This window comes from uncultured Alistipes sp. (genome assembly GCF_910580175.1).
In the GTDB taxonomy this organism is placed as follows: Bacteria; Bacteroidota; Bacteroidia; order Bacteroidales; family Rikenellaceae; genus Alistipes.
The window spans coordinates 62,942-75,628 of sequence record NZ_CAJTXD010000003.1 but is presented as its reverse complement, the minus strand read 5'-3'; the positions used below and the strand labels follow the sequence as shown (position 1 = coordinate 75,628).

The following is a 12,687-nucleotide window of genomic DNA, read 5'->3' as shown; positions in this document are numbered from 1 at the left end:
GTCGCACCTCCGGTGCGAGCCGCCCCGATGATGAGATGGCTGCTTTGACACTCGATTGCCATTCCGAGTGCACGGATGTGTCGCTTCGCTCAACATGACGGGTTGCCGGGCTTCGGGCAGAAGCCTGCGGGACATGCCCGGCGAAAGCCGGATGCTTGCGGGGCTCCGTCGGGGTGGCTTCGGCCCGCCCGCCAAAAACAAGGGTTGCGATGTTTTTCTATTTCAATTCGTCCAGACACTTCTTGATGATCGCGGCGCTGTCGCGGATTTCTTCTTCGGTAATCGTCAGCGGCGGCGAGATGCGGAATGCTGTGTCGCAGTAGAGGAACCAGTCGCTCATGATGCCCGCTTCCTTGAAAAGCTCCATGATGCGGTACAGCGGTGCTGAAGCCCCCAGTTCGACGGCCAGCAGCAATCCCGCACGGCGGATTTCCCGCACGGCCGGGTGGTCGTGCAGCAGCTCTTCGTACAGGGCGCCCTTGCGTTCGGTCTCCTCAATGATCCGGTTTTCCAACAAGTGGTTCAGCGCTGCCAGTCCGGCCGCGCAGCAGACCGGATGTCCGCCGAAAGTGGTAATGTGGCCCAGCACCGGATCGGTCTGCAACGTATCCATGATTTCGTGGCGAGAAACGAACGCGCCCAGCGGCATGCCTCCGCCCAGCGCCTTGGCCAGACACACGATGTCGGGTGCGACGCCGTATTTCTGCATGGCGAACAGCTCGCCCGTGCGGCCCATGCCTGTTTGTATTTCGTCGAAAATCAGCAGTGCCCCCACCTCGTCGCAACGCCGGCGCAGCGCTTCGAGGTAACCCGGCTGCGGCGGTCGTACGCCCGCTTCGCCCTGCACGGGTTCGGCCAGCACGCAGGCCGTGCGCGGCGTGATGCGTTGCAGGGCTTCGAAATCGTTGAATTCGATGGCTTGCACGTCGGGCAGCAGAGGCCGGAACGCATTTTTCCATTCTTCGCCCTCGGGCGCTCCCATCATGCTCATGGCCCCGTGCGTCGAACCGTGGTAGGCCCGGCGCATGGCGACCATCTCCGTGCGGCCCGTGAAGCGTTTGGCCAACTTGAGCGCCCCCTCGACCGCCTCGGCGCCCGAGTTGACGAAGTAGACGCTTTCGAGACCGCCGGGCAGCAGCGAGGCCAGCTTCGAGGCGTAGGCCACCTGCGGCGTCTCGACCAGCTCGCCGTAGACCATCACGTGCATGTAGCGTGCGGCCTGTTCCTGCACGGCCCGCACCACGTCGGGATTGGCATGTCCGACGTTGCTTACCGACACGCCGGCCACCAGGTCGTAGTAGCGCTTTCCCTCGGGGGTGTAGAAGAAAACCCCCTCGGCCCGTTCGACCTCCACCAGCATGGGCGACGGCGAAGTCTGGGCGACGTGGGCAAGAAACTGTTTGCGGAGTATATTCATTTTATGAGAAGTGAAAAGTTTCGTTTTACGGAACCGGACGGTTCTGCTGCATTCGCCCGGGCCGGCTGCGGGGGCTGCGTTGAAAGTGCGGGGCGTTGCCGGGCGCAAGGTCTGCAACCTTGCACCTTACGATTACCCCAAGGAAGCCGGCGCTTCCGAACCTGCATCCTGCAACTCGTCTCCGAACCGCCGGTTGAGAATCTGCGGAGCGTCGTTCACGCTGCGGTACATCCACCGGTAGAGCGTCTCGGTCTGCTCCTGCGGGGTCATGGGCCAGCCGGCGACCTGCTCCCGCACGCGCTGCGAGAGCATGTAGATGAGGATGGCGGCCGAAGCCGAGACGTTGAGACTCTCGACCATGCCGCACATCGGAATGCGCAGGAATTCGTCGGCTGCCTCGCGCACCTCGTCGGAGATGCCGGCATGTTCGGTGCCGAAGACCAGTGCGAAAGGCCCGCGGGCGACGTCGAACGTCTCGGGCGTGGTGTCTTCGCGGTGGGGCGTGGTCGCTACGATGCGGTAGCCCCCGGCCTTGAGCGCGCGGAGCGCTTCGGCTGTCGACGCATGGCGGCAGACGTCGACCCAGCGGTCGGTGCCGCGCACGACGGCCGCCGCGGGGCGGAACTCGCAGAACGTCTCGACCGTGTGCATCCGCTGCAACCCGAACGCCTCGCAATGGCGGATCAACGCCGCGGCGTTTTGGGGGTGGAACGTGTTTTCGGCCAGCAGGGTCATGTAGTGTGTGCGCTGCGCCACGGTGCGGCGGAACAGCGCTTCGCGTTCGGGCGTCATGAATTCGGCCAGATACGCGATCCGTTCTTCATACCATGCGGTCGGGTTATTTGCGGTATTTGTCATCGTCGTCGAGCATTTTCAGATAGCTTTCGTAGCGCATGGGCGATATTTCGCCCTGCATGACGGCTTGCGTCACGGCGCAGCCCGGTTCGTGGGTATGGGTGCAGTTGTAGAAACGGCAGTCGCGGCCGATACGCATCATTTCGGGGAAGTAGTGCCACAGCTCGCCGTCGTCGATGTCGATCAACCCGAAACCCTTGATGCCCGGCGTGTCGATCACTTGCCCGCCGCCCGCCAGGGCATACATGGTCGAGAAGGTGGTCGTGTGGCGGCCTTTGCCGTGGCTCTCCGAGATTTCGCCCGTGCGGATGTCGAGCGTCGGGTCGATCGCCCGCACGAGGGTCGACTTCCCGACCCCCGAGTTGCCCGAGATGAGCGTGGTCTTTCCGGCGAGCAGCCGTTCCACTTCGTCCACTCCTTCGCCCGTGCGGGGCGAGACGGTCAGCACGCGGTAGCCGATCGCTTCGTAGACGGCGCGGAACGCAGCCAGCGCCTCCGGCTCCTGCACGTCGGCTTTCGAAAGGACGATGACCGCCGGAACCTTATAGGCTTCGCACGTGACCAGGAAGCGGTCGACGAACTCCGGGGCCGTCTCGGGCTGGCGGAGCGTTACCATCAGGAGCGCCTGGTCGATGTTGGCGGCGATGATGTGGGACTCTTTCGAGAGGTTCGAGGCGCGGCGGATCACGTAGTTGCGGCGCGGTTCCACTGCGACGATGGCGTGGTCGCCGTTCTCGTCGCGCTCGCATGTCACGCGGTCGCCGACGACCACCGGACTGGTCGACCGCACGCCCTTCAGACGCAGGCGCCCCCGGATGCGGCAGCGGATCGTTCCGCCGTCGGTCGATACTTCATACCAGCTGCCCGTGGCGCGGGTTACTACGCCCGAAAAGATGCGTTCCATAGCGGTCATGCGTTTTGGAGTCCGTCGTTCTGCATTTGCGGGAGGTGCTCGGCGGCCCGTTCCAGCATGGGGAAGAGCGCTTCCGAGAGCCGCAGCAGGGGTTCGTAGCACTTCGAGGCGGCGAGCGTGCGTTCGTCGACCAGCTTGTGACCGGCGTCGAGTTTGTCGAGTGCGGCGAAAAGCACGCTCAAAAGCAGCAAGTATTTTATAGCGCAGACCGCAATGCCCAACGCGACGTCGAGCAGTCCGAAGCCGGCGAAGCGGAAAAGCCTCCGTAACAAACGCCCCGCGATCGCGGTCGCCAGTATGGCGGCCAGCAACACGGCGACGAAGCCGCCTGCCGCCTGCACCGAATCGTCGAGCCGCAGCCATGCGCCTGCCGCAGTGCCGTAGCGCGAAGCGAGCCACAGCCCGACCGCGACTGCGGCCAAGGAGCATATCTGCACGACGAACCCCTGGCGCCATCCGTTCCAGACGGCCAGCACGAGGGTCAGGCAAACGATGAAGTCGATCGTATTCAAAATCCTAAAGCCGAAAAAGGTGCTCGTAAAGGTACGAAAATAACCGGAAAGCGCAAAAAACGGACATCCGCACGCGCCGCGGTTCATGGAAAGCGGGGAAATATGAGGGGTGGCGCGGTACATGCCACGCATTTATTTTATACCTTTGCAAAAGATAGGCTGCGCTCCGGCAATGTGCGGATCGGTTTGCATTGCTCCTGGCTTGCGCTATCTTTGTGCCCCGAAACGGGAGCGTGCCGCTGACGCATGGCAAGCCGTTTTCGGTTATGTTTTCAGATTATGACACAGAAACCCTACGAATGGTTGGAGCGGGTGGATTCGCCGCGGGAGCTGAAAAACCTCTCGCCGGACGAGTTGCGCATCTATTGCGACGAACTGCGCCGCTATATCATCGAGGAGTGCTCGGTCAACCCGGGACACCTGGCGTCGAGTCTGGGTGCCGTAGAGTTGGCGGCGGCGCTGCACTATGTCTTCGACACGCCCGATGACCGCATCGTGTGGGACGTAGGCCACCAGACCTATGCCCACAAGATCATCACGGGCCGCCGCGAGGCATTCCGCACCAAACGCAAGCTGGGCGGCATCAGCGGCTTTCCGCGCATGGCCGAGAGCCGGTACGACGCTTTCGGGGGCGGTCATGCCTCGGTCTCGATCTCGGCGGCGTTCGGCATGGCCAAGGCGGCCGAGCTGCGGGGCGAGAAGCATAAGGTGGTGGCCGTGATCGGCGACGGTTCGATGACCGGCGGTCTGGCGTTCGAGGGGATGAACAACGCCGGCGCCAGCAAGATGACCGACCTGCTGGTAATCCTGAACGACAACAACATGGCGATCGACCAGGCGACGGGCGCCTTGAAGAACTATCTGCTTAAGATTTCCACCTCGCACCACTATAACCGTTTCAAGCAACAGCTTTGGAACCTCCTTTCGCACACGCCCCGGCTGCTGCGGCTGTGCCAGAAGGCGGGCAATGCCGTGAAGCTCGGTGTGTTGAACAACAGCAATCTGTTCGAGAGCCTCAATTTCCGCTATTTCGGGCCGGTCGACGGCCACAGCCTGCCGGAGCTGGTGCGCACGCTGCGTGCATTGCGCGATATTCCGGGGCCGAAACTGCTGCACGTGATGACCGTCAAGGGCAAGGGCTATCTGCCGGCCGAGCACGACAAGCCGGTGTGGCATGCTCCGGGGCGCTTCAATCCTGATACGGGCGAACGGATCGTGGCGCAGGGTGTCGCGGCGCGCTATCAGGATGTGTTCGGCGAGACGCTGCTCGATCTGGCGCGTCTGGACGCTCGCGTGGTGGGCGTGACGCCGGCCATGCCGTCGGGATGTTCGATGAACATTTTGATGTCGGCCATGCCCGAGCGGTGTTTCGATGTGGGCATCGCCGAGGGACATGCCGTGACGTTCTCGGCCGGGCTGGCCGCGGCGGGGATGGTGCCTTTCTGCAACATCTACTCGTCGTTCATGCAGCGGGCTTACGACAACGTGATCCACGATGTGGCGATCCAGGGGCTGCCCGTGGTGCTGTGTCTCGATCGCGCGGGGCTGGTCGGCGAGGACGGCGTGACGCATCACGGACTCTTCGACATGGCAGCTTTCGGGACGGTGCCGGGGCTGACGATCGCGGTGCCGATGGACGAACGAGAACTGCGCAACATGATGTTCTCGGCCTTGCAGGCCGGAGCGCCCTATATGATCCGCTATCCGCGCGGCAACGGAGCGGGGGTATCCTGGCACGGCGAACCTTTCGAGGTGCTGCCGGCGGGCAAGGGGCGCATGCTGCGCGAGGGCGCCGACGTGGCCCTGCTGACGGTGGGTACGGTGGGGCATGCCGCGGCGCGCGCTGCCGAACGGGCTGCGGCCGAGGGGGTGAGCGTGGCGCACTACGATCTGCGTTTCGCCAAACCGCTCGACGAAGAGATTCTGGTTGAGGTGGGCGCGCACTTCGGCCGGGTGGTAACTATTGAGGACGGGTCGCTGCGCGGCGGCGTGGGCGAGACGATTGCTGCTTGGTTCAACCGGCACGGATTCCGTCCGGAGGTCTGCTCGCTGGGTGTGGGCGACGAATGGATCGAACACGGCACGCCGGCACAACTTCAAGCGTTGTGCGACTATGACGAGGAGAGCATTCTGCAAACGATCTTACAGAACAAGGGGGCAGAATGATTCCAGGCGGGAAACGCCGTTTCTTGTTCTTCGTCGTCTGTTTCTATACTGCTGAACAAGGGATTCCCAGGGCTTCGACCCGTGTCGCTATGGCCTGCAATTCTTCGCGCGGGACTTTTTCGAGCGTCTTGCAGGGTGTGTCGCGGTCGAGGGAGTAGACCATGACCTGCCGAGGCCGGATCGCTGCGACGATCCGCAACCAGGCGGCGATCTCCTCCTCGGTGGTATTGTCGACCGGCATGCCGTTGCAGGTGCCTCGCAGAAACATGGTTTGCAGGATCATCCGTCCCTCGAAACGCTTCATCTGTTCGACGATCCGATGGACGGAGTATTCCGCGCTCTGCGGGTTGTTCATTCTGCGCACCGTTTCGTCGAAAGCCGAGTCGAGCTTCAAGATGTTGTTGTCCACGCGCAGGAGTGCGCGCCGTACGTCGTCGCGGTGGATCTGCGTGGCGTTCGACAGCACGGAGACTTTGGCCGCAGGACACAAGGCGTCGCGCAGGGCGATCGTATCGCCGATGACGGCTTCGAACTCGGGATGGAGGGTCGGCTCGCCGTTGCCTGCGAATGTGATGACGTCGGGCGGCGTGGCGTCGGCCACCATGCGCCGCAGCGTGGCTTCGAGCTGCTTGCGCACGTCGTCGCGGGCGTTGAACTGCCGCAGGCCGGGGTGCTCGGCGTTCCAGCCGCATTCGCAGTAGATGCAGTCGAACGAACAGAGTTTCGATTCGGTGGGCAACAGATTGACGCCCAGCGAGAGACCCAGCCGCCGCGAACGCACCGGCCCGAAGATGATGTCGTGGAAAAGCGCTGTCATGATGCGAAAATAACAATTAAAAATTCAAAAATCGAATTCCCTGCCGATGAAATGCCTGGCCGCTTCGTTGCGGAGCGGATTTTGGTGGCCAGCGATACGTCGGAAAGGTCAAAATAGGTATAAATGCGTATCCGCACACAATAAAAAACGGCTACCTTTGGTCGACAAATTTATTTTATTTATATTTTTGCGGTGCCGACAGGCGGATTCGGCGCAGAAAAAGCCACTAAATTTTAAATTGCGAATCAAATATGGTTGATATTTTTGCACGCCTTGAAAAGAATGCAGGCGGACCTATCGGTCAGTACATGGGCTATGCGCACGGCTACTATGCTTTTCCCAAGCTGGAGGGCGAGATCGGGCCTCACATGGTGTTCCGGGGCAAGAAAGTGCTCAACTGGAGCTTGAACAACTATCTGGGTCTGGCCAACCTGCCGGAGGTGCGCAAGGCCGATGCTGAGGGTGCTGCGAAGTTCGGCATGGCGGCTCCGATGGGTGCACGTATGATGAGCGGACAGACGGTTTACCACGAACAGCTGGAGCGCGAACTGGCCGAATTCGTGGGCAAGGAAGATGCTTTCCTGCTCAACTTCGGCTACCAGGGCATGATCTCGATCATCGACTGCCTGCTCACGCCGCGCGACGTGGTGGTCTACGACGCCGAGGCGCATGCCTGCATCATCGACGGTCTGCGCATGCACAAGGGCAAGCGTTTTGTCTTCGGCCACAACGACATGGAGTCGCTGCGCCTGCAATTGCAGCATGCCACGGAGTTGGCTGAGGAGCAGAACGGCGGCGTGCTGGTCATTACCGAGGGCGTTTTCGGCATGAAGGGCGACCTGGGTAAGTTGGATGAGATCGTAGCTTTGAAGAAGGACTTCCAGTTCCGGCTGTTGGTCGACGATGCCCACGGCTTCGGCACGATGGGCGAGGGCGGCCGCGGTACGGCATCGCATTTCGGGGTGGCCGACGGTGTGGACGTGCTCTTCAACACGTTCGCCAAGTCGATGGCCGGCATCGGTGCGTTCGTGAGCGGCCCGCGCTGGCTGATCAACCTTTTCCGTTACAACATGCGTTCGCAGCTCTACGCCAAGTCGCTCCCGATGCCGATGGTAATCGGTGCACTCAAGCGTCTGGAGCTTATCCGCGAACATCCCGAATATCAGCAGAAGTTGTGGGAGATCGTCCGCGTGTTGCAGAACAGCCTCAAGGAGAACGGTTTCGATATCGGTGTGACCAATTCGCCGGTAACGCCCGTATTCCTCAAGGGCGGTGTCCCCGAGGCGACGAACCTGGTGGTCGACCTGCGCGAGAACTACGGAATCTTCTGCTCGATGGTCATCTATCCGGTAATTCCGAAGGGCGAGTTGATTCTGCGAGTCATCCCGACGGCGGCGCATACGCTGGAGGATGTGAAAGTCACGATCGACGCTTTCAAGGCTGTGCGCGAGAAACTCCAGAGCGGTTATTATGCCCAGCTGCCTATTCCGCAGCGTGCCGACGAGGGTTTCAAAGTACGTTGATTTTATTTCCGATCCCGGTCGCGGGTTTCAAGGTCTGTCGATTCCTGCGCCTCATAGAATTGCCGGCCCCGAAAGGGGTTGGCAATCTTTTTTGGTGTAGAAGAAGTCGGGTGTATATATGTAGGATGCGCTGGCGGCTGCCCGAAGTATGGCGTTTGGTCGCACAGTTGCCGTTGGGGTTGCCGGCAGGCGATTCTCCCGTGAAGAACTTCGAGCTGGAGGAAGCCCGCATGTGGGTTTTTCGATAACGCTATCGCTTGCCAGGCTTTTTTTCGACCTACGCTTCCTCGCCGATTGCTGCTACTTCCTTGTGGGGATTTTCGGAAAGGGTTCTTCTGTTTTTTCGATTTTATGCCGCCCGGCTGTTTTTAGCCCGGCCTTTTCTCTTGTTCCAGTGGTATTTTTATCCTTGTTTATCTGGCTGGCAGTTCTATTGCTCGTCTTGGTTTTCCAGCGTTTGGCTCTTGGATTTTGCTGGGTAGGTATTTTTCATCCGCTTATTTTTCGTCAAATAATTTTGATGTTTTGATTTTTAGGTTTATATTTGCAGTCCCAAAGCAGGAGTTTTTCCTTTTGAGGGTTTGTTTTGCGGAAATAGCTCAGTTGGTAGAGCACAACCTTGCCAAGGTTGGGGTCGCGAGTTCGAGTCTCGTTTTCCGCTCAAAAACAGGAGGATCGAGCAATCGATCCTCTTTTCTTTTGTCAGTCAGCGGATTGCAGGCCTGCAACTATTTACGCTGTTAACGATCTGTTAACCGATCTTCTGCACTGCTTTGCGGTAATCTTCAGCTTGAAAAAGAACTCAATACAAAGATAAGTATTTTTATTTAATTAGCATATCATGTTTTTCTACTTCTATAACCACCTTTTGTTATATTAGACTATAATAGCAAACATATTCTGCAACTATTTAGTATAGTTTTATCAACAATTATTTGGCAAATATCGCATAAAAATAAAAGTTGAAAAAATTATATGATTGAAAGATTCCTTTGCAGAGATTGTGCTGGTTGAATTATTTTCAATATCTTTGTTTACAATCTGTTTCGAGCATAGTGATGAAAAAGATAAACCGATTGAGAATCATTCTTGCGGAAAAGAACAAAACGGGCAAATGGCTGGCGGAGCAGTTGGGTAAGGACCCTTCGACTGTATCGAAGTGGTGTTCCAACTCGTCGCAGCCGCAATTGGATACAGTGATTCGTATCGCAAAACTATTGGACGTAGATATTACAGAATTGATAAACAGATAACGATATATGGCAAGAGAACAGGAACGTGCGGAACTTCATCGCACGATCTGGCAGATAGCCAACGACCTGCGCGGCAGTGTCGATGGCTGGGACTTTAAAAACTACGTTTTGGGAATGTTGTTTTACCGCTTCATTTCCGAGAATATTACCGCATTTATCAATGCAGAGGAGCGGCGTGCGGGAAATGCGGACTTCGATTATGCCGCATGCTCGGATGAGCAGGCCGAGTTTGGTCGGGAGGTAACCGTGCAAGAGCGGGGATTTTACATCCTCCCGTCACAGTTGTTCGGGAACGTGCGCAAAAACGCGGCGGCAGACCCCAATCTGAACGAAACATTAAGCAATATCTTTCATGCAATCGAGAACTCGGCCAAAGGTGCGGCGAGCGAGGACGATATGAAGGGGCTGTTCGCCGATATCGACGTGAACAGCAACAAACTCGGTGCGACGGTACAGAAGCGCAACGAGACGCTGGTAAAGATTATCGACAAAATCGGCGATATGAGGTTCGGCAATTTGGCGGACAACCAGATCGATACATTCGGCGATGCCTACGAGTTCTTGATGACGATGTATGCCAGCAATGCAGGCAAGTCAGGCGGCGAGTTCTTCACTCCGCAGGAGGTATCCGAACTGCTCGCCCGAATTACGCTCGTAGGCAAGAAGCAGGTGAACAAGGTTTATGATCCGGCTTGCGGCAGCGGCTCGCTCTTGCTAAAATTTGCCAAAGTATTAGGTAAGGAGAATGTACGTCAGGGATTTTACGGGCAGGAAATCAACATTACCACCTACAACCTCTGCCGTATCAACATGTTTCTACACGATATCAACTACGAAAAGTTCGATATCGCGTTGGGCGATACGCTGCTTGCACCAAAACATTGGGATGACGAGCCGTTCGAGTGCATCGTCTCCAATCCACCCTATTCGATTAAATGGGCGGGCGATGAAAATCCGCTGCTAATCAACGATCCTCGCTTTTCCCCTGCCGGTATTCTTGCGCCGAAAAGCAAGGCTGATCTTGCCTTTACGATGCACATGCTCTCGTGGTTAGCGACGAACGGCACGGCAGCTATCGTCGAGTTCCCCGGCGTACTCTATCGTGGCGGAGCTGAGCAGAAAATCCGCAAATATCTGATCGACAATAACTATATCGACACCGTTATCCAACTCCCTGCCAACCTCTTTTTCGGTGTCGGCATCGCCACTTGCATCATCGTATTGAAAAAGAGCAAGAAAGACAATGCAACGCTCTTTATCGACGCTTCGGGTAAATTTATCCACGAAGGCAATAAGAACAAACTATCCGACGCGAACATCGCGCGTATTCTTGATGCGTTCGTCGCCCGCAAGGACGATGCGCATTTTGCCCGGCTGGTGGAGAACGGCAAGATTGCCGAGAACGACTACAATATTTCGGTATCGTCGTATGTCGAACAACCCGATACGCGCGAAGTCGTGGACATCGACGAACTGAACAAGCGTATTGCCGAAATCGTCGCCCGCCAGCATGTATTGCGCACGGCAATCGACGCGATTGTGGCTACTTTATAAATATACGTTATGGAAGAGAATAAAAATAATGATATTGTCATTTACCAGACGGAAGATGGTATAACCCAAATCGAGGTCCGTTTGGAGAATGAGAACGTGTGGCTGACACAGCAACAGATGGCTGACCTGTATCAGACTTCGCGAACGAATGTAGTAGAGCATATAAAACATATCTACGAAGAGCAAGAGTTGAACGAAATTTCAACCTGTCGGAATTTCCGACAGGTTCGCACGGAGGGCATCCGACAAGTCGAGCGTGAAATTCCGTTTTATAATCTCGATATGATTATATCGCTGGGATACAGAGTAAAATCCCGTATTGCCACGAATTTCCGCCGTTGGGCTACCGAGCGACTGAAAGAGTATATGATCAAGGGCTTCACGATGGATGACGAGCGGTTGAAGCAGATGGGCGGCGGAGGATACTGGCGCGAACTGCTCGACCGCATTCGTGACATCCGCTCGTCGGAGAAAATAATGTATCGTCAGGTACTGGATCTGTACGCTACGAGTGTTGATTACGACCCGAAAGCAGAGCAGTCCGTCAAGTTCTTCAAAATCGTGCAGAACAAACTGCACTATGCGGCGCACGGACATACGGCTGCCGAAGTTATCTACGAACGTGCCGATGCGGACAAACCATTCATGGGGCTGACGACTTTCGCAGGCGAACAACCCGCCAAAACGGATGTCACGGTTGCCAAAAACTATTTGAGCGAGGAAGAGTTGAAAGTGCTGAACAATTTGGTGTCGGGGTATTTCGATTTTGCCGAAATACAGGCGATCCGTCATAAACCGATGTATATGTCCGATTACATCAAACAATTGGATAGTATCCTGACCTCGACCGGCGAAAAATTATTGTCCGGAGCAGGTCGCATATCCCATAAGCAGGCCGAAGAAAAAGCGATTGCCGAATATCGGAAATATCAGGTCAAAACACTTTCTCCGGTGGAGCAGGCATATATGGATTCCATCAAGACACTGACCGCCAAAACCTCAAAGAAGAAAGGGGGCAAGCAATGAGCCGTATCGAAGAAATGATTCGGGAGTTGTGCCCGAATGGGGTGGAATATAAACCGTTGGGAGAAATCGGTACTTTTGTAAGAGGGAATGGATTACAAAAGAAAGATTTTACAGACGAGGGGGTTGGATGTATTCACTATGGTCAGATTTATACTTATTATAAGTTATTTACAAATACGACAAGATCGTATGTGCCTCCTGAATTAGCGAGAAAATTGAAAAAAGCAAAATATGGAGATTTGGTTATTGCTACAACAAGTGAAAATGTCGAGGATGTTTGTAAGGCTGTTGCATGGCTTGGAGAGGACGAAATAGCAATAAGCGGAGATGCCTACATTTTTAGCCATTACCAAAATCCCAAATATCTTGCTTATTTCTTCTCATCTGCATACTTTCAAGAACAGAAAAGGCCATTGGTAACAGGAACAAAAGTCATGAGAGTTTCGGATCGAGCCATGTCGAAGATTTTGCTGCCCGTTCCGCCCCTTGCCATTCAGAATGAAATCGTCAATATCCTCGATAAGTTTACCGAGTTGGAGGCTGAGTTGGAGGCTGAGTTGGAGGCTCGGCGGAAACAATATGAATACTATCGCAATAAGTTGTTGAATTTCAAGAAATTCGGGGGGGGTATCCTGACGATATAAAATGGTG

13 protein-coding genes and 1 tRNA gene are annotated in these 12,687 nt (G+C 56.3%); 9 read left to right on the top strand and 5 right to left on the bottom strand.

Annotated elements, in window-relative coordinates; translation table 11 throughout:
- Positions 1–217 precede the first annotated feature (217 nt).
- The 4 genes from QZ298_RS04765 to QZ298_RS04750 form a co-directional block, all read right to left on the bottom strand.
- Positions 218–1,417 (bottom strand): aspartate aminotransferase family protein, encoded by a 1,200-nt coding sequence (locus QZ298_RS04765; protein WP_296005980.1) that lies wholly within the window; start codon positions 1,415–1,417, stop codon positions 218–220.
- Positions 1,418–1,549: 132 nt separating this feature from the next.
- The gene (locus tag QZ298_RS04760) at positions 1,550–2,275 is read right to left on the bottom strand and encodes an RNA methyltransferase (RefSeq protein ID WP_296005977.1); all 726 of its coding nucleotides are present in this window, start codon (positions 2,273–2,275) and stop codon (positions 1,550–1,552) included.
- The gene (rsgA, locus tag QZ298_RS04755; protein ID WP_296005975.1) at positions 2,256–3,176 is read right to left on the bottom strand and encodes a ribosome small subunit-dependent GTPase A; all 921 of its coding nucleotides are present in this window, start codon (positions 3,174–3,176) and stop codon (positions 2,256–2,258) included. The genes QZ298_RS04760 and rsgA overlap by 20 nt, the downstream gene beginning before the upstream one ends.
- Positions 3,177–3,181: 5 nt before the next feature.
- The gene (locus QZ298_RS04750; RefSeq protein WP_296005973.1) at positions 3,182–3,697 is read right to left on the bottom strand and encodes a CvpA family protein; all 516 of its coding nucleotides are present in this window, start codon (positions 3,695–3,697) and stop codon (positions 3,182–3,184) included.
- Between the two features lie 279 nt (positions 3,698–3,976).
- On the opposite strand from QZ298_RS04750, the gene dxs reads away from it, so the two are divergent.
- Positions 3,977–5,863, top strand: coding sequence for a 1-deoxy-D-xylulose-5-phosphate synthase (gene dxs / locus QZ298_RS04745; protein WP_296005971.1), 1,887 nt, complete (start codon positions 3,977–3,979; stop codon positions 5,861–5,863).
- A 43-nt stretch (positions 5,864–5,906) separates the two neighbouring features.
- Here dxs and QZ298_RS04740 read toward each other — a convergent pair whose 3' ends face one another.
- Positions 5,907–6,680 (bottom strand): radical SAM protein, encoded by a 774-nt coding sequence (locus tag QZ298_RS04740; protein ID WP_296005967.1) that lies wholly within the window; start codon positions 6,678–6,680, stop codon positions 5,907–5,909.
- Between the two features lie 251 nt (positions 6,681–6,931).
- Here QZ298_RS04740 and QZ298_RS04735 point away from each other — a divergent pair, with 251 nt between their 5' ends.
- The 8 genes from QZ298_RS04735 to QZ298_RS04700 all read left to right on the top strand — a co-directional run bounded on the left by QZ298_RS04735 (position 6,932) and on the right by QZ298_RS04700 (position 12,680).
- Positions 6,932–8,203: a pyridoxal phosphate-dependent aminotransferase family protein gene (locus tag QZ298_RS04735; RefSeq protein ID WP_296005963.1), complete on the top strand. Its 1,272-nt coding sequence runs from the start codon at positions 6,932–6,934 to the stop codon at positions 8,201–8,203.
- Between the two features lie 148 nt (positions 8,204–8,351).
- On the top strand, positions 8,352–8,732 hold the full coding sequence (locus QZ298_RS04730) for a hypothetical protein (RefSeq protein ID WP_296005961.1): 381 nt from the start codon (positions 8,352–8,354) through the stop codon (positions 8,730–8,732).
- A 59-nt stretch (positions 8,733–8,791) separates the two neighbouring features.
- Positions 8,792–8,864 (top strand) — tRNA-Gly (locus tag QZ298_RS04725).
- Positions 8,865–9,182: 318 nt separating this feature from the next.
- On the top strand, positions 9,183–9,341 hold the full coding sequence (locus QZ298_RS04720; RefSeq protein ID WP_296006602.1) for a hypothetical protein: 159 nt from the start codon (positions 9,183–9,185) through the stop codon (positions 9,339–9,341).
- The gene (locus QZ298_RS04715) at positions 9,280–9,456 is read left to right on the top strand and encodes a helix-turn-helix transcriptional regulator (RefSeq protein ID WP_296005958.1); all 177 of its coding nucleotides are present in this window, start codon (positions 9,280–9,282) and stop codon (positions 9,454–9,456) included. The genes QZ298_RS04720 and QZ298_RS04715 overlap by 62 nt, the downstream gene beginning before the upstream one ends.
- Positions 9,457–9,462: 6 nt before the next feature.
- Positions 9,463–11,010, top strand: coding sequence for a type I restriction-modification system subunit M (locus QZ298_RS04710; protein ID WP_296005955.1), 1,548 nt, complete (start codon positions 9,463–9,465; stop codon positions 11,008–11,010).
- A 9-nt stretch (positions 11,011–11,019) separates the two neighbouring features.
- Positions 11,020–12,036 carry a virulence RhuM family protein gene (locus QZ298_RS04705; protein ID WP_296005952.1) on the top strand — a complete coding sequence of 339 codons (1,017 nt, stop codon included), beginning with the start codon at positions 11,020–11,022 and terminating at the stop codon, positions 12,034–12,036.
- Positions 12,033–12,680 (top strand): restriction endonuclease subunit S, encoded by a 648-nt coding sequence (locus QZ298_RS04700; protein ID WP_296005949.1) that lies wholly within the window; start codon positions 12,033–12,035, stop codon positions 12,678–12,680. Before QZ298_RS04705 ends, QZ298_RS04700 begins: the two co-directional genes overlap by 4 nt.
- Positions 12,681–12,687 lie beyond the last annotated feature (7 nt).

Bases quoted from the DNA above. Each gene is read 5' to 3' on its own strand.
- QZ298_RS04765 (WP_296005980.1), bottom strand. From the start codon at position 1,417: ATGAATATACTCCGCAAACAGTTTCTTGCCCACGTCGCCCAGACTTCG.
- QZ298_RS04760 (WP_296005977.1), bottom strand. From the start codon at position 2,275: ATGACAAATACCGCAAATAACCCGACCGCATGGTATGAAGAACGGATC.
- rsgA (WP_296005975.1), bottom strand. From the start codon at position 3,176: ATGGAACGCATCTTTTCGGGCGTAGTAACCCGCGCCACGGGCAGCTGG.
- dxs (WP_296005971.1), top strand. From the start codon at position 3,977: ATGACACAGAAACCCTACGAATGGTTGGAGCGGGTGGATTCGCCGCGG.
- QZ298_RS04740 (WP_296005967.1), bottom strand. From the start codon at position 6,680: ATGACAGCGCTTTTCCACGACATCATCTTCGGGCCGGTGCGTTCGCGG.
- QZ298_RS04735 (WP_296005963.1), top strand. From the start codon at position 6,932: ATGGTTGATATTTTTGCACGCCTTGAAAAGAATGCAGGCGGACCTATC.
- QZ298_RS04730 (WP_296005961.1), top strand. From the start codon at position 8,352: ATGGCGTTTGGTCGCACAGTTGCCGTTGGGGTTGCCGGCAGGCGATTC.
- QZ298_RS04710 (WP_296005955.1), top strand. From the start codon at position 9,463: ATGGCAAGAGAACAGGAACGTGCGGAACTTCATCGCACGATCTGGCAG.
- QZ298_RS04705 (WP_296005952.1), top strand. From the start codon at position 11,020: ATGGAAGAGAATAAAAATAATGATATTGTCATTTACCAGACGGAAGAT.
- QZ298_RS04700 (WP_296005949.1), top strand. From the start codon at position 12,033: ATGAGCCGTATCGAAGAAATGATTCGGGAGTTGTGCCCGAATGGGGTG.